Source organism: Bradyrhizobium sp. B124, from assembly GCF_038967635.1.
Classification (GTDB): Bacteria; Pseudomonadota; Alphaproteobacteria; order Rhizobiales; family Xanthobacteraceae; genus Bradyrhizobium.
Map to the genome: position 1 here is coordinate 4,151,092 of NZ_CP152413.1, position 19,786 is coordinate 4,170,877.

The 19,786-nt window shown below is 62.2% G+C and carries 16 protein-coding genes; 8 read left to right on the forward strand and 8 right to left on the reverse strand.

Annotated elements, in window-relative coordinates; all coding sequences use genetic code 11:
* The first annotated feature begins 318 nt into the window (after nt 1–318).
* Nucleotides 319–1,134 (forward strand): alpha/beta hydrolase, encoded by an 816-nt coding sequence (locus AAFG13_RS19935; RefSeq protein ID WP_342713090.1) that lies wholly within the window; start codon nt 319–321, stop codon nt 1,132–1,134.
* 14 nt (nt 1,135–1,148) lie between these two features.
* The gene (locus AAFG13_RS19940; RefSeq protein ID WP_342713091.1) at nt 1,149–1,775 is read left to right on the forward strand and encodes a hydrolase; all 627 of its coding nucleotides are present in this window, start codon (nt 1,149–1,151) and stop codon (nt 1,773–1,775) included.
* A gap of 19 nt (nt 1,776–1,794) precedes the next feature.
* Here AAFG13_RS19940 and AAFG13_RS19945 read toward each other — a convergent pair whose 3' ends face one another.
* Nucleotides 1,795–2,718: an AraC family transcriptional regulator gene (locus AAFG13_RS19945; protein WP_342713092.1), complete on the reverse strand. Its 924-nt coding sequence runs from the start codon at nt 2,716–2,718 to the stop codon at nt 1,795–1,797.
* 191 nt (nt 2,719–2,909) lie between these two features.
* Here AAFG13_RS19945 and AAFG13_RS19950 point away from each other — a divergent pair, with 191 nt between their 5' ends.
* Both AAFG13_RS19950 and AAFG13_RS19955 read left to right on the forward strand, forming a co-directional pair.
* Nucleotides 2,910–3,341: a hypothetical protein gene (locus AAFG13_RS19950; protein ID WP_342713093.1), complete on the forward strand. Its 432-nt coding sequence runs from the start codon at nt 2,910–2,912 to the stop codon at nt 3,339–3,341.
* 92 nt (nt 3,342–3,433) lie between these two features.
* The gene (locus tag AAFG13_RS19955; RefSeq protein ID WP_342713094.1) at nt 3,434–6,295 is read left to right on the forward strand and encodes a winged helix-turn-helix domain-containing protein; all 2,862 of its coding nucleotides are present in this window, start codon (nt 3,434–3,436) and stop codon (nt 6,293–6,295) included.
* On the opposite strand, the gene AAFG13_RS19960 is transcribed toward AAFG13_RS19955, so the two are convergent.
* Entirely contained in the window at nt 6,292–7,233 is a 942-nt protein-coding gene (locus AAFG13_RS19960) for a ring-cleaving dioxygenase (RefSeq protein ID WP_342713095.1), read from the reverse strand. The genes AAFG13_RS19955 and AAFG13_RS19960 overlap by 4 nt on opposite strands.
* A gap of 364 nt (nt 7,234–7,597) precedes the next feature.
* On the opposite strand from AAFG13_RS19960, the gene AAFG13_RS19965 reads away from it, so the two are divergent.
* The 4 genes from AAFG13_RS19965 to AAFG13_RS19980 all read left to right on the forward strand — a co-directional run bounded on the left by AAFG13_RS19965 (nt 7,598) and on the right by AAFG13_RS19980 (nt 13,431).
* A complete protein-coding gene (locus AAFG13_RS19965; protein WP_342713096.1) occupies nt 7,598–8,467 on the forward strand; it encodes an alpha/beta hydrolase in 870 nt (289 codons plus the stop codon).
* Between the two features lie 24 nt (nt 8,468–8,491).
* Nucleotides 8,492–9,499: an MBL fold metallo-hydrolase gene (locus AAFG13_RS19970; protein WP_342713097.1), complete on the forward strand. Its 1,008-nt coding sequence runs from the start codon at nt 8,492–8,494 to the stop codon at nt 9,497–9,499.
* A gap of 45 nt (nt 9,500–9,544) precedes the next feature.
* Nucleotides 9,545–10,669 carry an alkene reductase gene (locus tag AAFG13_RS19975; RefSeq protein WP_342713098.1) on the forward strand — a complete coding sequence of 375 codons (1,125 nt, stop codon included), beginning with the start codon at nt 9,545–9,547 and terminating at the stop codon, nt 10,667–10,669.
* An 836-nt stretch (nt 10,670–11,505) separates the two neighbouring features.
* Nucleotides 11,506–13,431: a sigma-54-dependent Fis family transcriptional regulator gene (locus AAFG13_RS19980; protein ID WP_342713099.1), complete on the forward strand. Its 1,926-nt coding sequence runs from the start codon at nt 11,506–11,508 to the stop codon at nt 13,429–13,431.
* A gap of 96 nt (nt 13,432–13,527) precedes the next feature.
* Here AAFG13_RS19980 and AAFG13_RS19985 read toward each other — a convergent pair whose 3' ends face one another.
* The 6 genes from AAFG13_RS19985 to AAFG13_RS20010 form a co-directional block, all read right to left on the reverse strand.
* A complete protein-coding gene (locus AAFG13_RS19985; protein ID WP_342713100.1) occupies nt 13,528–15,156 on the reverse strand; it encodes a molecular chaperone GroEL in 1,629 nt (542 codons plus the stop codon).
* A gap of 52 nt (nt 15,157–15,208) precedes the next feature.
* Nucleotides 15,209–16,015 (reverse strand): iron-sulfur cluster assembly protein, encoded by an 807-nt coding sequence (locus AAFG13_RS19990; RefSeq protein WP_342713101.1) that lies wholly within the window; start codon nt 16,013–16,015, stop codon nt 15,209–15,211.
* Nucleotides 16,015–17,058 carry an amidohydrolase family protein gene (locus tag AAFG13_RS19995; RefSeq protein WP_338696803.1) on the reverse strand — a complete coding sequence of 348 codons (1,044 nt, stop codon included), beginning with the start codon at nt 17,056–17,058 and terminating at the stop codon, nt 16,015–16,017. The genes AAFG13_RS19990 and AAFG13_RS19995 overlap by 1 nt, the downstream gene beginning before the upstream one ends.
* A 111-nt stretch (nt 17,059–17,169) precedes the next feature.
* Entirely contained in the window at nt 17,170–17,526 is a 357-nt protein-coding gene (locus AAFG13_RS20000; protein ID WP_029085595.1) for an MmoB/DmpM family protein, read from the reverse strand.
* A gap of 44 nt (nt 17,527–17,570) precedes the next feature.
* The gene (locus AAFG13_RS20005) at nt 17,571–18,674 is read right to left on the reverse strand and encodes an aromatic/alkene monooxygenase hydroxylase subunit beta (protein ID WP_342713102.1); all 1,104 of its coding nucleotides are present in this window, start codon (nt 18,672–18,674) and stop codon (nt 17,571–17,573) included.
* Between the two features lie 49 nt (nt 18,675–18,723).
* The gene (locus AAFG13_RS20010; RefSeq protein ID WP_342713103.1) at nt 18,724–19,764 is read right to left on the reverse strand and encodes a 2Fe-2S iron-sulfur cluster-binding protein; all 1,041 of its coding nucleotides are present in this window, start codon (nt 19,762–19,764) and stop codon (nt 18,724–18,726) included.
* Between the last annotated feature and the right edge of the window lie 22 nt (nt 19,765–19,786).

The window sequence follows — 19,786 nt, forward strand, 5'->3', positions numbered from 1 at the left end:
TTGCCGGCCGGAGCGAATGACATCCAGCGTCCGTGCGGCTTTGAGTGTATGACCCGAGGCGGCGCCGCCGCTTGGACAGGTTGTTCGCTGCTTGGACGAAGTCGCGATGAAGGCCTGCGTGCGACAAAACTGCTCTTGGAGATGTCTCGCTCCGGGATCGCGCCCTTCAAAGCCTGCAGACGGCGCGCTCAGCCGAGACCGCGAGGCCGTGCAAACGGCGCCGAGGCCGTCCAAGCCAAGGGGGCTTCCATCGATGAGTTTGGCGGGGATGGCCCGACGTATCCGTGCGCGGCCGTCGCCACCACAGAGGAGCAATTGATGGCGCTGCTGAAATTACGGGACGGTACCGATCTCTACTTCAAGGACTGGGGCAGCGGAAAGCCGATCCTGTTCAGCCATGGCTGGCCGCTCAGCGCGGACATGTGGGACGCCCAGATGCTGTTCTTCGCCAGTCACGGCTTCCGCGCCGTGGCGTTCGATCGCCGCGGCTTTGGCCGGTCGGGCCAGCCGTGGGAAGGCTACGACTATGATACGTTCGCCGATGACATCGCCGAACTCATCAAGCATCTCGCGCTCACCGACGTCGCCCTGGTCGGCTTCTCCATGGGCGGCGGTGACATCGTGCGCTATGTCGCGCGCCACGGCTCCTCGCGGGTGTCGAAGCTGGCGCTGGTGAGCGCCGTGACTCCCCTGTTCGGCAAAACGGCGGACCATGACGGTGTCGACAAGGCCGTCTTCGACGGCATCAAGGCCGGGCTCGCCAAGGACCGTCCGCAATTCCTTGATGACTTCAGTCCGCTTTTCTATGGGACCAACCACGGCACCAAGGTCTCCCAGGGCACATTCAAGCAGACGCTGCAGATCGGCTTGCAGGCCTCGATCAAGGCGACGATCGACTGCGTGACCGCGTTCTCCGAAACCGATTTCCGGCCGGATATGGCGAAGATCAACGTTCCCACGTTGGTGGTCCACGGCGACGACGATCAGGTGGTCCCGCTGCAGTACACCGGAAAGCTCGCGGCCGAGATGATCAAGTCCGCCACGCTCAAGGTCTATCCCGGAGCTCCGCACGCGACCGCCACGACCCACGCGGACCAGCTCAACGCGGATCTGCTCGAATTCCTCAAGGCGTGACATTGGGTGAACACATGACTGACGCTCCCCTTCTTGAACCGAAAGACTGCGCGCTCCTGTTCGCAGACCAGCAGGCCGGGCTCGCCTTCGGCGTTAGCTCGATTGACCGGCAAATCCTGCTCAACAACGTGGTCGCCCTGGCCAAGACGGCCACGGCGTTCAGCCTTCCGGTCATTGCTTCGACCTCTGCGACGAAAGTCTACAGCGGTCCGCTGATGCCGGCGATCAGTGCGGCCTTGCCTGGCATCGTCCCGATCGAGCGGCGCAACATGAACGTCTGGGAGGACGACAACGCGCGCGGGGCGATTCTCGCAACTGGCCGGCGGCGCCTCATCGTATCGGGACTGCTGACCGAAGCGTGCGTCAGCTTCACCGTTCTATCGGCGTTGGCCGCCGGGCTCGAGGTCTACGTGGTCGGCGACGCCTGCGGAGGTCTCACCACGGTCGGCCATGACCTCGCGCTTCGCCGCATGGAAGCCGCGGGCGCACGGCCAACGTCGTGGATCCAGGTCCTTCTGGAATTGCAGCGAGACTGGACCCGCCATGAGACCTACGACCGCGCACGCGCCATCGTCGAAGCCCATGGCGGCGGCTACGGCATCGGACTATCCTACGCGCGCGACATGATCCATCCGACCTAGGCGCTTCGGCGGAAGCCGGTCAGCCTTCAGAACGGGCCCGGCGCCAAGCGCCGGGGCTCGTTCCCACGCTGCGCGAGAAGACCCGGGTGAAATAGCTCTGGTCACCGAACCCGCAGATCAGCGCGATATCTGCCAACGGCAGCTTGGTGGTGGTCATCAGGCGCTTGGCTTCGTCGATCCGGAGCCGGGAGAGGTATTCGTGGGGAGCGATGCCCGTGCTGCGCCGGAACGAGCGGGCAAAATGGCTCGGCGTCAGCCTGCACTCGGCCGCGACATCGGCGATCGTCAAACCGCTGGCGAGGCGGGCACGCATAATCTCCTTGGCGCGCCGCTCCTGCCATGGCGCCAGTCCCCCCTCCTGAATGCCCTCGCGCGAGCTGAGATCGCCGTAGGTCTGCGCGAAATGGGCGAGCAAGCTCAGTCCGAGCTGATCGACGAAGAGTTGATTGTTCGCGCTCTCCTCTTCGAGGGCGTTCAAAAGAACGTTTGAAAGCGTAGACAGATAGGGATCGCGCCGGTCACGGGTCCACTTCAGCGTGGAGATCGGCTTCGCGCTGTTCTCGTAGGCGAAGTCGTCAAGAGCGCGGCGCGGGATGTAGTACTGAAGCGCATCAAACGGGCCCCTGAACTCGCACTGTGGATTGTCGCGCAGGTCGATGACGCTTACGGTTCCCGCACCGAACGATCCGGAATACCTCTGGCGGCCGGCGAGCCAGCATGAGTGCCGGTCCAGATCGCCCAGTTGATGGAGGATGCTGAATGCCGGCTCCGACGGAATCGCCGCAGTCCGCTCACGAACAAAGCGAGTACATGTCAATCTCGTGATGGCAAGCGCGAGCTTGCCGTGGCGATTGATCTTGCGAACGCAATCGCCTTCCATTCCGAGGTGCGAGGCGAGTCGACGGCCGTAGAAGCCGTCGGATGAAGTATCGGTGTCGTCCATCGGAGCCCCGTCGAGATTCTGCACACCGCGCCGATGGTTATTCGCCGCCCCATCGCATGGCCAGTAAATCGTTCCAAAAACCACAGCTGACGATGCGGTGTTGCCGTCAACCACATGGAATTTGCAAGGTTTTATTTGGCTGCGGCCTTCCGCCGCGAGAGAGTTGCGTACATCGATGAGACGAGGACTTGATGAACGGCAATTTGGCTCAATTCGGTGAGGATTTGTGCCTCCATTTGGCTCGCCTGCAAGTGAGCCTTGACAACATCAACGGACTGTTCGCGAGGGACGCCGCTGCTCGTGATGCGGAATTCGCGAGCCGGACGCAAGAACTGCAGGCGGCCGTCAAGGAGTCCGCCGAACGCGCCGCAGCGCTTCGCGAGGCATTGCGCTCCGGCCTCGAACGCGACGCCACGCTCGCGCCCGAAACCCTGTCCAGATGGGTCAGCAAGCGGCAAACCGCGCAGCTGCACACCCGTGCCGATCTGATCGAGCAGATGGCCACGGTCGCCGTGGAATTGGCGGCACTGTCCACGGTCGAGGCCGAACGCCTCACCGTGACCGCGATCATGGCCCGCCGGCAGGCGATTGCCCTTCAGGTCGAGCGCGAAAAGCAGCTATGACGGCCTCGTTCGCGCGAATCCTTGAGGGGATGGACACCCTCCGGGCTGTGGCGTAGTGAGGTCCTTTGAGAAGGCCCATGGCTGACTGAAGGATGCCCGACCGCAACGACAGACCAGAGCGTACGTTTCTATTCGGACCGTTTCGCCTTTCCACCTCCAAACGAATCCTGCTCGAGGGCGACCGCGTCATTCGCCTCGGCGGCAAGGCGATCGAGATCCTGATCGCGCTCGTCGAGCGCGCGGGCGAACTGGTGAGTAAGCGCGAACTCGTCGAGATCGCCTGGCCCGATACATTCGTGGTTGAAGCGAACCTTACCGTCCAGGTGGCGGCGCTTCGCCGCGCGCTTGGCGAAGACGACAACGCCAACCAGTACATCGTCAACAGTCCCGGACGCGGGTATCGCTTCGTTGCGCCCATCAAGGTGCTCGAAGAGGAGCGCCCCGCCATTGACCAGCCGGCGATGCAGGCGGCTCACAACCTGCCGGCGCAACTGAACCGGCTGGTCGGACGCGCGGAAGCGCTTCGACCGATGAAGCAAAAGCTCGCCGACAGCCGCCTGCTAAGTATCGTCGGACCGCCGGGCGTCGGAAAGACGTCTGTCGCGCTTCGGCTGGCGGAAGCGATGCTGCCGCAATTTCGACACGGCGTGTGGCTGATTGACCTCGGCTCGATCACGGATGCCTCGCTGATTTCGAGCGTCATCGCGTCCGCCCTTCCGATCGACGCCCGTTCGAGCGACGTACTATCCGGCATCGCGGCGGCGCTCCGTTACAAGAGTCTTCTTCTGGTATTCGACAATTGCGAGCATCTCATCGACGGGGCGTCGGCCGCCATCGGCGAGCTGTTGCGCGGCGCCGGCGGCATCAAGGTGCTGACCACGAGCAGGGAGCCGCTCCGCGTCGATGGCGAACAGGTGTTCCGGCTCCCTCCCCTCGAGGTGCCTCCAATCGGTGCGTCCCTCGGACCGAAGGACGTGCTGGGCTATCCGGCAGTTCAGTTGTTCGTGGAGCGGGCGGCTGCCATCGTCAACGATTTCGAGCTTACCGATGCCAATGCCGGCTTTGCCGCGCAGATCTGCCGCGAATTGGACGGCAACCCGCTCGCGATCGAGGTCGCGGCCGCGCGCGTCGACGCGTTCGGCGTCAACGGGCTGGCCGCCAGGATCGAGGACCGCGTGCACTTGCTCGCGGATGCGCGCCGCGGCACGCCGGCGCGGCATCGTACGATCGCGGCAGCACTGGACTGGAGCTATCAGCTGCTGTGCGAGCGCGAGCGATACGTTCTCCGCTGCCTCGGCATTTTCGCCGGCAGCTTCACGCTGGAGGCCGCCGTCTCCGTGATTCCGGCAGCTGAGGGCGCCGACACCGCATCGATCCTCGCTGATCTGGTCTGCAAATCGCTGGTCTCGGTCGACATCGGCTCCGAGCGCACCCGATTTCGGCTGCTGGAGATCACCAAGGCATTCGCGCTTGCCAAGCTGGTCGAGCAATCCGAGCGGAACGAACTCGCCGCCCGGCTTGCGGCCTGCGTCACCGAAATGCTCTGCAGATACGCCGACGGCCCGAAACAGGTGCAAACCCTCAGGGATGCGGTCCAGGAACTCGATAATGTGCGCGGAATCCTGGACTGGGCGTTCTCGACGGACAGCCACGCGCAGGCGGGCGTTGCGCTCGCGGCCGCCGCCGTACCCGTTTGGCTGGAGAATTCGCTGCTGACGGAATGTATCGCTTGGACGACCAGGGCGATCGACGCTCTCGATCCGGCGATCGAAAGCGAGCGCAACGAGATGGTCCTGAAGGCAGCTCACGGGCTCGCCTTGATGTTCACCCAGGGCATGACCGGCCAGTCGCGCGATGCCCTGAACAGGGCAATCGAGCTTGCGGCACGCCTGGGCGACCGGCAATGGGAGCTGAGGGCGCGGTTGGGCCTGATCGTTTTCCTGCACCGCCGCGGCGACTTCAAGGGCGCGCTGGAAGGAACGCAGAGGATCGAGACGCTTGTCGCTGACGCCGACGAGCCCGCGGCGCTGGCGATGACGAAAAGCGCGAAGAGTGCGTCGCTCTTCTTCCGCGCCGAGTATGCGACGGCCCTGGAACTCGCGCGCGAGGCCCACGAGTACTTCCGAACTCACAGCGACGTCTCGCAGATCGGCCGATGGGGACTGAACCACTCGGTCTATGCGCAATGCGTGATGGCGCGGGCCCATTGGAATCTGGGGCGCTTCGATCGAACTGTTCGAGCCTGCCTGTCGGCGCATTCCGAAGCGGAGGAGACCGGCAATCCGACGTCGATCTGCCAGGCACTCAGCTGGTGCGGGGTTTCGCTGTTCCTGAGCCTGGAGGACCTCGACAAAGCTGCTTGCGCGATCCAGCGGTTCAGGCAGGTGGCTCAGGATAACGATATCCAAAGCTACTTGTTTTCGTCGATCGGTTTCGAAGGCAGGCTGCTGTTCCTGCGCGGCCAGATCGAGCCCGCCGAAAGATTGTTGCGAGAGGCGCTCTCGAAGCTGAGCGGCGCACAATACGAAAATGTATCGATCCCGTTTCTCGGCCGCCTGGCCGAGGTGCTGGCGGCGGACGATCGACCGGAAGAGGCGCTGCTGGCGTCCGCGGAATGCCTGGAGCGAACCAAGGCTACGGAGGCGCTCTGGCTGCTGCCGGATTCGCTGAGAATCCACGGCGATGTGCTGGCTGCATTGCAGGGACCCGACTCGGAACCGGCCGAAGCCCATTTGCGCGAGGCGCTCGAGGTTTCGGAACGGCAAGGCGCCCTTGGATGGGAGCTTAGGTCGGCCGAAAGTCTTGCAAGCTTCCTGCGCCGGCAGCGACGAAATAGCGAGGCTGCAGCGGTGCTCGAGCGGACGCTCGGAAAATTCACCGAGGGTTTCGACGCCGTGCCCTTCCAGCGGACCAAGGCCATGCTCGACCGGTTGCACAACCGCAAGTCCGGCTAGCTCAGAGGGGGCAGGATGTTTTGCAGCTCCAGACGACGCTCCTCGAGAAAGCCGGGCAATCTAAGATCTTCCCCGAGTTGATCGCGCGGCTCGTCGACCGCGAAGCCGGGCCCATCGGTTGCGATCTCGAAAAGCACGCCGCATGGCGCCCGGAAGCCGATCGCAGTCAGATAGGTTCTCTCAATCGGTTCGGTCACGGCGATGTCGTGCCGTCTTTGAAGCTTCCGGATCATTTCGGATTGATCTTCGATATTGGCCGCGCGGAAGGCGACATGCCTGATCGTGCCGCCTCCAAGCCGGCCCCGCGACGACGCGCCCACCATTCGCAGCGTCAGCGTGCCCCCGGGACCATCATGTGCGACGAACCGGATCGAATCATCGGCCTGCGAAACGCGCCTGAAACCCAGTACGTCCTGGAGGATGTCGACCGTGGCGTCCTCCGCGCGGACGTTCAGGGTGATGTCGTTCAATCCCATGACCGCTCGAATGGCATCGCTGCGCCCGGCGTCGCGACGATCCTGCTCCGCTTCCACCAAAGCAAGCGTGGTTCCGTCCGGATCGGCGAAGCAAAGCAGCGGCTCGCCAAATGGCGAATGATCGAACCGGCACGCGACGTTCGCGGCCTCGAGCCGCTCTGACCACCATTTGAGCGATCCGGCCGGCACACGAAGGGCGGTCTGCACGACTTCGCCGACCCCAACCAATCCCTTTGCGACGCATCGCCATGCCAGGGTACTCAGCACCGTTCCCGGGCTCCCGGCCTCGTCGCCATAGTAGAGATGGTAACTGCCCGGGTCGTCGTAGCAGACCGTTTTCTTGACTCGTTTCAGACCGAGAACGCCGGAATAGAAACGCGCAGCGCACTGCGCGTCATCAATGATGGTCGTGACGTGATGAAGTCCACGGGATGGCGAGCACGATCTGTCTGGTTCGGCCACGATACGCGCTCACCGTTGCCTTGCTGAATAGTAATAAAAAGAATCCTTCATAGCCGATATGTAATCCTCGATTTGACGATCCAAATCACACACGAACGCAATTCGTCGTCCCTGCTCCCGCCATCGGCAATCGCAGCTGTCTGACCACTTATTGAGGCGGATACCGGTCGAAATGTCTTGGATTTTCGCCCGATCACGTGGCGGGCCAGACGGACTTGGGAGCCACAACCGGCAGCATCCTCACTCTCAACCTGGACGCAATCGTACAACCGCGCGCCAGGATGTGCAATCAGCCGGACTTGTTTTGGATCAACATCGAAACAAGATCGAGGCCGCCCGCGGCGGTTCAGGGGATCAGATCGCAATGGACGACGTCGGACACGACACAATCAGGGCCAACGGCATTCGTCAGCACTATCGTCACGCGGGCTCCGGTCCACCGGTCATCCTGCTCCATGGCTTCCCCGAGACGAGCTACGCCTGGCGCTTCCAGATTCCCGAGCTTGCTCGCCGATATCGCGTGATAGCGCCCGACCTGCGCGGCTATGGCGACACCGACAAGCCTTCGACCGGCTACGACAAGCGGACCATGGCCAATGACATCGTCAAGCTGGCAGAGGCTCTCGGCATCGGCCGGTTCGCACTGGTTGGGCATGATCGCGGCGCGCGGGTTGCCACGCGCCTGGTGAAGGACCATCCCGCGCTGGTCGACAGGCTCGTCGTGATGGACAACGTGCCGACGCGGATCGTCGCGCGCGATATGAACGCACGGATCGCGCGGCAGTATTGGTTCTTCCTGTTTCACCAGGTGGCCGACCTGCCCGAAGCCCTGCTGGCAGGCCGCGAAGAGATCTGGGTGCGTCACTTCTTCTCCGATTGGTGTCACGATCCGCAGAGTATCTCCGATGAAGCAATCGCCGCCTATGTGAAGGCCTTTGCCGCCGAAGGCGGCGTCCGCGGAGCCCTGTCGGACTACCGGGCCGGCCCGGAGGACATCGCGCAGGACCTTGCGGATGCCGACAGCAAGATCGCGTGTCCCGTGCTCTCGATCTGGGGAGAGGACTTCGGCGCCGTCGGAAAGCTGTTCGACATGCAAGCAGTCTGGAGCGAGATGGCCGAGAACCTGCGGGTCGCGCCGATCCAGCGCTGCGGCCACCTTCCGCATGAGGAGCAGCCCGAAACGGTGACCAGATTGCTGCTCGATTTTCTCGACGGTTGGACAACAGCCGCCTGATCGCGCACGACAATGGAGACGATCATGACCCCGGCCCGCACGCTTATCGCGAGCGCAATCGCGTGCCTCCTGCTAGGCGGCAGCTGCGATGCGGCCGCTCCACTGCAACACACGCAGGCACCCGGCTTCTACCGGATCATGCTTGGCGAGCTTGAGATCACGGCGCTACTCGATGGCACCCACCCCTTTCCCGTTCATGAAGTGATGACCCGGAACGAGGCGGCGGCCGATGGGAGCCGCAAGGCCGTGAGGCTTTCGGATGCACATCCCGGCGAAGCCGAATCCCGTCTCGCTACGGAGCGGCTTGCAGCCCCCGTGGAAGGTTCGATCAACGCTTTCCTGATCAACGCCGGAAGCAAGCTCGTGCTGATCGACAGCGGCGCGGGCAGCCTGTACGGAGACTGCTGCGGTCATCTCGTCGAGAACCTGATCGCTGCCGGCTACCGGCCCGAGCAGATCGACGAGGTCTATCTCACGCACCTCCATGCCGATCACGTCGGAGGTATAGCCCCGCATGGCAGGATAGCGTTCCCAAACGCCATCGTCAGGGTCAGCCAGAATGACCTCGACTACTGGCTCGATCCGAAGAGCGAGGACGAGGCACCAGCCTTCCTCAAGCCCATGTTTGAAGGCGATCGCGCCTCGTTGAAGCCCTATCTGGACTCTGGCCGCTTGCGGCCGTTCCAGCAGGGCGCAGAGCTGTCATCCGGGATTCGCGCGCTCCCGACGTTCGGCCATACGCCGGGCCACACCTCCTACGAGATCACGAGTGGACCGCATCGGCTGCTGGTGTGGGGAGACCTCGTCCACGTCGCCCCGATCCAATTTCCGGATCCCGCCGTGACCGTGACCTATGACAGCGATCCGCTCGCGGCCGAGGCCAGACGCGTGGCAGCGTTCTCGGATGCTGCGCGAACCGACACATGGATCGCCGCCGCCCACATTGCCTTTCCGGGCCTGGGACACGTGCGCGCCACGGACGGCCGGTTTGAATGGATCCCTGCGAATTACACGACGGTCCTGCGGCACTAGCTGCCGGCGCCAATCTTGCGAACAGCCCAACCGAAGGTGAACAACATGGCAGGTCTCTTTCGTCCCGCAGCGCTCGGCGACCTCAGTCTCCCGAACAGGATCGTCATGGCGCCGATGACGCGCTCGCGCGCCGATGAGCATGGCGTCATCAATGGCTCCGCCGGCGAATATTACGCAGCGCGCGCCGGCGCCGGCCTGATTATCAGCGAGGGCATCAACGTTGGGCCGATGTCCAACGCCTTTGATCGAACGCCCGGCCTGTGGACCGACGCGCAGACCGAGGGCTGGAAGGCGGTCGTCGAGCGGATCCACAAGCAAGGGGGCCGGATTATCGCGCAGCTCTGGCATGCCGGCCGCGCGAGCGCGCGCGGTTTGCTGTCCAACAGGCAGCCGCTGTCACCATCGGGCGTGAATGACGATCTGGAACGGCTGCAGGTATGGGCGCTGCTCGCCAATGGCGCCTATGTGCGCGTCGCGGCCACGTCGTCGCGTGCGATGACCACGGCGGAGATTGAGGCCGTCGTGGACGAATTTCGACGGGCGGCGGCCAACGCCATTCGCGCCGGGTTTGACGGTGTGGAGATTCACGGCGCCAACGGCTATCTGGTTCACCAGTTTCTGTCACCGACGATCAATCTGCGGACCGATCAGTACGGCGGAAGCATCGAAGCGCGCTCCAGATTGCTTCTCGAAATTGTTGCGGCGATTTCCGACGTCATGCCGCGATCACGGATAGGATTGCGGCTGTCGCCCTTTGCCGATTACAACAGCACGCGGGACCCGAAGCCGGAAGACACCTATGGTCGGCTCGCGCCGTGGCTACAGACCGCGGGGCTCGCCTATCTGCACCTTGCGGACACCAACGCGTGGACTGGAGCGCCGGACTACGAGCGAATGCTGGCGATATTCCGCGAGCACTATCGTGGGCCTCTCATCGTTAATGCCGGCATCACGCCCGAGCGTGCAGCCGACATCGTCAATTCCGGCGAGGCTGACGCAGTCGCGTTCGGCCGCCTCTTTCTCGCCAATCCGGACCTCCCGGCGCGGATACGAGCTGGTGGTCCCTACAACTCGCCACAGCCGGTCGGAATCTATGGCGGGTCGGATGCGGGGTATCTCGATTATCCGAGCCTACCGTTCATTGACGAGCAAATTGGTCGAGGAGAATAGGAATTTCCGGGTGGCGGTCGGACCAATGCGCTAAGTCCTGCCGCCAACGCCGAGCGCTCGAAATCACAGAAAATTGTAAGGCTGGCGGACAAATTCGCAGCCTTGGTAGCGGAAGACCGCTACTGCCTTTCCCCACACGACGCAAATCTGCGATATTTCCTCCGGTCGTCCGCCTAAACTCAGAAACTTGTCGAGCGGTGGGTTCAAACCGGGGGCATGCAACCACCGATACCGACATTCGGTCGAGGTAGCGATTTGACTGACGTCACCACTTTTGACTGACGTAACCCTGATCCTGAACGCATGTCACTTTCGATGGCATTCTGACCGCCGCCGTTGTCTCCGGGCTGGATACCCGGAATCGCCTCCGCGCTTGATCGGATGCAGCCCGGATGTCCATAGCTGCGGCTGGTGTGGATGGCCGAAGATATTAGCGAGCGCCGTCCAATTCCCTGATGCTGCGCCGCACTACAGCGCGCCTAGCCCCAATTTTCGAACATATCCAGCCGCGGCCCGAAGGAACTTCGATCGCTACCTTTGCTAGAACCATTCAAAAAGGATAGGCTGATCTGGTCAACGGGTACGAGAGAAAAGCCTGGGACGTTGGGGACGTGGGACGCTGGAGGGGTTGCTTGATCGGAGGCGCGGTCGTCTTCACGGCGGGTGCGGCGGGATGGAATCCGATCAGACGGCCGTTACCGCGGCCTGGACGGGTCTTGCCGTCGGACTTTCGTGAGCGAACCGGCAGTTGCAGCAGGCATTCCCCCGCATTCAGGTGAATGATCGCAGGGCCCGTCATGAGCGGGTACAGCACCTTTCACTTCGGAGGAGCCGGGATGGACCAACGAGAAGTGCTGGCGGCATGGGAGAAGTTCGTCGAGCGCGGAGCGTTATCATCCGACTTGAGATCATCGGTCGCAGCATCGTGGCAGCGATCCAGGAACCATCGCGTCACCGTCGACCGTGCGCGAGCGCCGCTCGTCGCGGACGCCGAGTTGTTTCGTCGTCGCTCCAAATACGCGCCGCTCCGTCATGCCGCCCGCTGCGCTCTCGAAAATTCAAAAACATTTCTACGCGATGCAAACTCAATCATGATCCTCACCGATCCGAGTGGGCTGATCATCGATACGCAGGGCGACGACAGGGTCATTGACGCCGGCCGCGCAGTCCATCTCGAACACGGAGGTCGCTGGAGCGAGGCCGACATTGGCACCAACGCGATTGGCGCCGCGTTAGCTGAATCGAAACCTGTCCAGATTCACGGTACGGAGCATTTCTGCTCGGAGGTGCAGCGGTGGACTTGCGCTGCCGTCCCGGTTCATGACCCGACCGATGGCGAACTGCTTGGCGTGGTCGACATCTCGGGTCCTGCCAGCACCTTCAATCCGCAGAGCCTGGCTTTGGCCGTCGCGGTCGGCCATCACGTGGAAAGCGTTCTGGCTCAATCAGTCCGACAGGAACACGAAGAGTTGCTATGCCGCTTTCTCGGCAAGAGATCGCAATGGGCGAACGATGAATGCATCGTGCTGGATCGTCGTGGCATGATCCTCCACGCCACCGAGCGTGCTCTGAACGCACTCCAGCACGATCGCCACGGCATTCACAACGACGCGCCAACCCGCTTTTTGAAGACGGTTCCCTTCGATGAGTGGCCGAGCAGGCTGAAGAAGCTGCTTCCCAACGCGAGCTTCAACTTCGTCGAGAACGAACGCTCCGGTATCGGCGCAATCGTGGTGCTGCATACGCGCCGACGCCAGTTGATCACGCATCCCGACGCCCGGAAATCGAGGTCCGAATCCGAAGGCAGCGAGACCGCGAGTTCATCATCCGCCCGAAAGGATTCAAAGCCGGAACCATGGTCTCTTCAGAGCATGGCCGCCAGCTTCGTTGCGCGCGACCCGGCGGTCCGAGCCATCGTCCGTCAAGTCGAGACCGCGGCAGCACGCAAGATGCCCATCCTCATCCGCGGCGAGACCGGAACCGGCAAGGAACAGCTTGCCCGCCACGCCCATATCGCGAGTGGGCGGACCGGCGCGTTCGTTCCTGTGAATTGCGCTGCCCTGCCGGAAAGCCTGATCGAGAGCGAGCTGTTTGGCTATGCCGAAGGAGCATTCACTGGGGCGCGGCGCGGCGGCTCGATTGGACTGGTCAAGGAGGCCGATGGCGGCACGCTGTTCCTTGACGAGATCGGCGACATGCCTGTCGCGCTGCAGGCGGTGCTTCTGCGCCTGCTCGACGACTGGACCGTGCGCCCCGTCGGCGGCGTCAGATCGAAGGTCGATGTCTTTCTCATCTCCGCCACCAACGCCAGGTTGGACAAGGCCATCGTCGAAGGCCGGTTCCGATCCGACCTGCTCTACCGTCTCAATACGCTCGAGGTCACTCTGCCGCGACTTCGGGATCGAAACGACTTTGATGCCATCGTTCGCCATCTGCTCAATACGATCGACCCGAATTGCGAAATCACGCCGAGCGACATTGCGCATCTCGCCGCTCGTCCCTGGCCCGGCAACGTCCGCGAGCTCCGCAACGTTCTGGCGCGATTCAGCCTTGCCGCTGCGGACGGATCTATCAACGGAGCCAGCGCGGAGAACATCGTTCACCCCGCCGGAACGGAGTCCGGATCACTTCACGACATCCATCGCGCGCGAATCCTGGTGGTTTATGCCGAGACCGCCGGAAACGTCAGCGAAACCGCGCGCCGTCTCGGCGTCTCAAGAAACACCATCTATCGCGCTCTCGGGCAGAAGAAGCCCGAGTGATGCCATAGCGCCTCGAATCGCTCGATGTTGCGAGTATCGCAGCATGCCCGGCCATCGACGGAGCGCCGGTCGCTTCGAACCGATGATCCGCTCCGTTCAGAGCAGCTCAGCACCACCACCTCGGGCCGGGCCGGCGGTCGGATCGTAATCATCCGGCTTCTTGGCGATCAAGGTCTGCGTCGTCAGGATAAGTCCGGCCACCGATGCCGCATTGCGAACCGCGCTGTAGCAGACCTTGACCGGATCGATGATGCCAGCTTCGACAAGATCGACCGCCGAGCCATTGCGCACGTCGAGCCCGTGGCCATTCCTGGCCTTTGCAATTTTCGCAACCTCCGCCTCTCCGTTCAGGCCGGCATTGGCGGCGATGTAGAAAAGCGGCCGACTGAGTGCGCGTTGCAGCAGTTCGGCGCCCTGCCTGGCGCCTCCGTCCAGGCGATTGATCAATTCGTCGAGCCTTGCAGCGATCCTCAGCAAGGCCAGTCCGCCGCCCGGCACAATACCTTCTTCGAGCGCAGCGCGGGTCGCGTTGATTGCATCCTCGATCAACTGGGTCCGGCGTTTTTGCTCAACCGGCGTCGCGCCGCCGGCGAGAATCATTGCCGTGCCGCCGGACAGTTTTGCGATGCGCTCCTGGAACTTGTCCCGTTCGATATTTTCGGGAGCGGCATCGTATTGGCGCAACACCTGTTCGCGTCGCGCCGCGATGGTCTTCTGATCGCCACCTCCCGCTGTGATCAGGGTCTTCGAGGCGGAAATGCGCACCTGGCGCGCGGACCCGAGGTCGTGCAGCTCTGCCTTCTCGAGCCTTCCGCCCAGATCAGCCGAGATGACGCGCCCTCCGGTCGTGATCGCAATATCCTCGAGCATCGCCTTGCGCCAATGGCCGAACTCCGGCGGGTGAATCGCGGCGACCTTGAAATTGGATTTCTCCCGATGCGCCAGCAATTGCATGATGACCGATGGCGCCACTTCCTCGGCGATGATCAGCAAAGGTCGCGCGCTCTTCTCGACGAGCGAGATCACACCAGCGAGTTGCTCCCCGGCCTGGATCTTGAGATCGGTCATGATGATGAAGGGATTGTCTAGCACAACCTGCATTTTCTCGACATCGGTGACCATGTGATGTGAAAGATAGCCTCGATCGAAGGCCATGCCTTCGACGATTTCCAGCGTCGTCTCGACCGTGTTGCCGAATTCCACCGCGACGATTCCGTGATTGCCGGCGCGCTCGAAAGCTTCGCCTACCATGTCGCCGAGGGCTGTGTCGTTGGCGGCAATGCTCGCAACAGCCCGCAGGCCGGCAGGCCCCTGCAGCGGTCTCGCCGACCGTCGTAACGCCGTGATGGTTTCAGTAACCGCCAGTTCCAGCCCTTCAACCAGATCGACCGGATTGGCGCCGGCCGCCAGACATTTCAAGCCTTCCTGCACAAGAACATCGGCGAGCACGGTGGCCGTGGTGGTGCCGTCCCCCGCCACCTCATTGGTTCGCGCTGAAACCTCGCGTAACACCTGCGCGCCCATATTCTCAAACGGGCATTCAAGTTCGATTTCGCTGGCAATGCTGACGCCATCGCGCGACACGATCGGCGTGCCGATCGGTCGATCCATGATCGCGTTCATGCCCTTCGGACCCAGCGTCCCGCGCACCGCCTTAGCGAGCTTGGCGACGCCCCGGCCGAGCGCGGCCCGCGCAGCTTCATCGTGCAACATGATCTTCGGCATTCTAAAATCCCCGACTTTGCCTTGAGGTCGTTATCGACGCTGCGCACCGGCATCACGGCCCATGTTGCGTACCCGGCGACGCCGGCATCGCCCTCGATTTCGGTACGAACGGTGTCTCGAGGTCGAACCGCGCGGCAAGCAGGCCACGGCACAGCGCGCCGTTGAATTCGGCATTGATGCCGACGCGCCGTAGATTCGATACGTATCCGGCAAGGCTGTCCGCGCTTAGCCATGCTCCGTTCGCATCGACAAAGGCAGGCCCATCGCCGCTTGCCGGGCCCACGACGGCACGCCGCTCAAGATAGCGCTGAATCAGCTTCTCACCTGCATCGTCGAGCGGCAGGCAACCCAGCTCCTTCAACGTCAGGCTCACGATCTCTGTCGACGACTGCCCCAGCGCAGCGAGGTGGCCGAGCAGCGCAACCTGGCGGCGCTGGAACGCTTTGACCAGGAACGTCTGACGCAGATCATCGAGGCTGCCATCGGCCTCGGTGCCAAACGTTTCCTGGAACGAACGCCCCTGGGCGAGGCCCGCATTGATCTTGTCGGCATACATGTGCTCACCCAAGACCACGCTGACGCCCTTGACCCAGCCCAACGCGCTGACGGCCCGGCGCATGTCGTCTGCCATCAGGAATGAGAAATTGGCAGCGCACCAATAGGTCGGCAAGCGAAACTCGATGTGGACGTGGTCCTTCGGGTCGACGTCGGCCTTGGTCACGAAATTCAACTCGGTGACGGACTCGTCGAGTTCCGGATCCATCACACCTTGCAAACAGGCCCATATCTGGGACTGCTTGTCATCTGACGAGCGGCTTCTCGACCGCTCCCTCCCCTCAACGCCACGCTCCATGACCATCACCTCGGCGCGTGAACGGCTTCGGGCAAATGGGCATAACCGCCGCCGGCTCGGATCTTCTTCTTCTGCGCCTCCACATCGATGCCGTAGATGCGGGCGGCGTTGAGGCCGAGAATCTTGGTCTTGGCCTCCATCGACAACACCGAACCGGTCTCCTTGGTGACGTCGGCCGGAATCTCAAATGCCATGAACTTGTCGATCAGCCATTTCGGCGTCCAGATGCCGTAATCGCTACCGTAAAGGATCTTATCCGGTCCAACCCAGAACAACAGTTCGGAAATCACATGGGCGAAATAACCCGGCCGCGAATGGATGAAGGGCAGCGCCACCGCAAGACCCGCATAGACATTGGTCTCCTGGGTCGCGATCCAGCAGAAATCGTCAAGCCTCGGCAAGCCGCAATGCTCGACGATGAAATTCAGGTCCTGGAACGAGGTCGCGACATCATCGATGTCGGCCACGTCGAACGCATCGCGGTTGAGCGGGATGATCGTCGGCCCCTTGTGGACGTGGATGTTCTTGATGCCGAGCTTTTGCGCAGCCTCGAGATACTGGTAGGACGCCTTGTCGGTCAGCTTGTAGCCCTTCGATTCACCGCGCCATTCCGCGGTGTAGAGCTTAACGCCCTTGAGTTTGTGCTTCTCGGACAGCGCATGAAGAGCTTCCAGCCCCTTGGTGCCGTCACGCGGATCGAACGCGCCATTCAGGATGAAGCGATCCGGATGGCTCTTCTTCATCGCCGAATTTCGTTCAGTGGTGTTGAAACCGCTCTTGTAGAAATCGGTGAGATAGGTCGGCTGCAGGATCGCCATGTCGTCATAGCCGGTGACGAACAGGTCGTCGAACATCGTCTTGGCATCGTATTTCTCGAACTTCTCCTTCTCCCATTTCTCCGAGGGCGGGCTCAGGTTGGAGTGGTAGGCGTAGAAGCAGTCGATGAACTGCTTGCCGTGGATGTTCTTCTGGTTTGCCGGACTACCATCCCAGAAATGCGTATGCCCATCGATGACAAAAATCTCTTCACCCTTGGCTGTCCTGTACATGGCGTTTCTCCCGATCCCGCTGGATGGCGTGTTGTTACGAGGCGCGCGATTAATGTCGTCGAACGAGCCCGGCCGGCTTCGCGCCGGCCAGGGTTTGTTCGCAGGCGGTCATCAGACGATGTATTTCATCATCTCGTTCATGTCGCCGAACAGCATGACGGTGTTGTCATCCGTCATCACCATGCGGCCGTAATGCGTCGAGGTCGATATCTCGAAGAGATGTGGGGTCATGACCCGGCCGAGCTCTTCCGAGATCTCGTCCATCTTGAATTCCATCTTGCCGTCGCCATCGATACGAATCATCGCCGGCATGTATGTCACCTTGATGTGGTCGTGACGGCTCATGACCTCGGCAATGGCACGCGCCTCGACACTATCGTTCATGGTGACCCCGCATTGATGCGACACCGTGTCCTCGAACGTGATGTCTTTCATCGATTTGAAGATGTTGTCATTCTCGTGCAGCATGTCGATCTCCTGAAGAATTGAGTGAGGATGTGAAGCGGTGTTGGTTACGACGCGAGGTTTGCCGGAACCGTCAGGCCAAGCTCGGCAGCAATGCCCCTGATGCGATTCTTCGCGTGCGCCAGCGCATCGGCGAAAGCCGCGACCTTGACACGCGGCTGCGACCAGATCGGCTGCAGATGATTGGCGGCATCGAGCGCGAGATCGGCATGCCTGGCCAACCATTTGTTGAACAACGCAAGGTTCTGCGCCGCATAGGTCGGATCGGTGCCGAGGATGTGGAACAGCTCGACCGTGTTGGCGAGATTGCGCTCATAGTCGGCTTCCGCGGCGGAGACGACAGCCGGAGTGATGAAGTCGTTCTGCGCAGATGCCGCCTGCATCAGGAAGCCTGAACGGAACAGTTCTCCGATAAGCGGCTCGAACACCACATTGGTCGCAAAATATTGCTCCAGATAGTCGTTTGAACCCATCACCGACTCAACCGACTTGCGCACGCCTTGCCAGATCGGATCTTCCAGCCAGTGCTTCTTGCCGGCGGCAATGTCGAAGCCTGGAAGGTCGAGGCCGATTTCGCTCAGATAGAGAGTGATGTCCTGCGCGAAGCGAAGCTTGTAGGACGAGTTGGTCAGGATCGCATTGTTGACCATCTGCGTGTAACCGTAACGCTGCGCCTGCATCGTGGAGGTGCCGAGACCGAACTCGGCATGCTTGTAGGCGCCGAGATGGTTCTGCAAAATCTTCACCCAGGCCGGATCGAAGCGGGTTGGCGCGCCCGATTTCCGGCCGTTCTCGATGGTGTTCTGCACCATGCCGCAAATCGTCGACTGGCGTTGATAGTGCGTGCGCTCCCATTCCTGGTCGACGGCGCGGAACTTGTGCCAGTTCGAACTTTTCGCAGCCGTCCAATCCTTGGAATAGGTCGGCGTTCCGTCCGGGAAGGAGATGATCCAGTCCTGCAGCAGATAGCGCTCCGGATCCGGTTGAACGTCGACCGTCATGTCCTCGTAGTGGGTCGCTTTGCGGCCCTTGGGTTCGAAGTAGTTGTACTTGCGACTGTCAGAGCCGGGGAACACTGCGGCCCCCGCCGCCCCGGATTTGACGATTGCTGCCGGCTTGGTTGCTGCTGCTCTACTTGCTTGCGCGCTCATTGCTCACTCCCTCTTGCCATTCTGTTCTGCGACGAACTTTTGAACGCCGTCATCGCACGGCCGGCGTAAACTTGTCGAAGTAGATGTGTTCGGGCTCGACCCCGTTCATTTGCAGGACGGGCAACACGGCGTCGATCATCGGCGTCGGCCCGCACGCATACGCGTCGATGGCACCGCTTAATTTCTCCTGGCGCAGATGCCGCTGCACGACCTCGTGGATCAGCCCGGTCTCGCCGTCCCAGCCATCGCCCGCCTCGGCATGCGACAGCGCCGGCACGAATTTGAAATCGTCGAGCCGCGCGGCGATCGCCGCGAGCTCTTCGAGATAGAACAGGTCGGCACGGGTGCGCGCACCATAGAAGAACCGCACCGGCCGCTGCTCGCCGCTGCCGATGTGATCGGCCAGGATCGACCACAGCGGCGACATGCCCGAACCGCCTCCGATCAGCAGCATCGGCCCCGGCCGCTCCTCGCGCCGGAAGCAGGTGCCGTAAGGCCCCTTGGCGGTCACCGCATCCCCGACGCCGAGCTTCCCGTCGAGCTGGGCCGAGAACGCCCCGTTCGGGTATTTCTTGATGATGAAGCGGAGACGGGTCGCTTCAGACGGCGGGTTCGCCATCGAGAATGCGCGCGTGATGCCGCCATCCTCCAGCGTCAGATCGACATACTGGCCGGCCCAGAACTTCATCGGTCTGTCGATGTCGATCTCCAGCAGCCTGATGTCGGACGTCAGCGCCGTCACATCAGTCACGCGGCCGGCAAACGCCTTCACCGCGATTGAACGGCTGAGCAGATCCTCGTCATAATTGAGCAGCTCGACGCTGATGTCGCTGTAGACATGCGTCCTGCACAGCAGCACGTGGCCGGTCTCGCTTTCGTAGTCCGGCAAGGCGAAGGTCGAATATTTCAGCAGTTCGATGTCGCCGTCGACCAGCCTGGACTTGCAGCTCCCACACTGGCCCTCCTTGCAGCCATGCATCAGCGAGATGCCTTGGCGAAACGCCGCGTCGAGCACCGTCTCGCCCTCTTCCACTTCCATCTCGATGCCCACCGGCTCGAAACGAACCTTATGAACCAGCACGTCCATCATCGTCCCCGCCTTGTCGTCACGG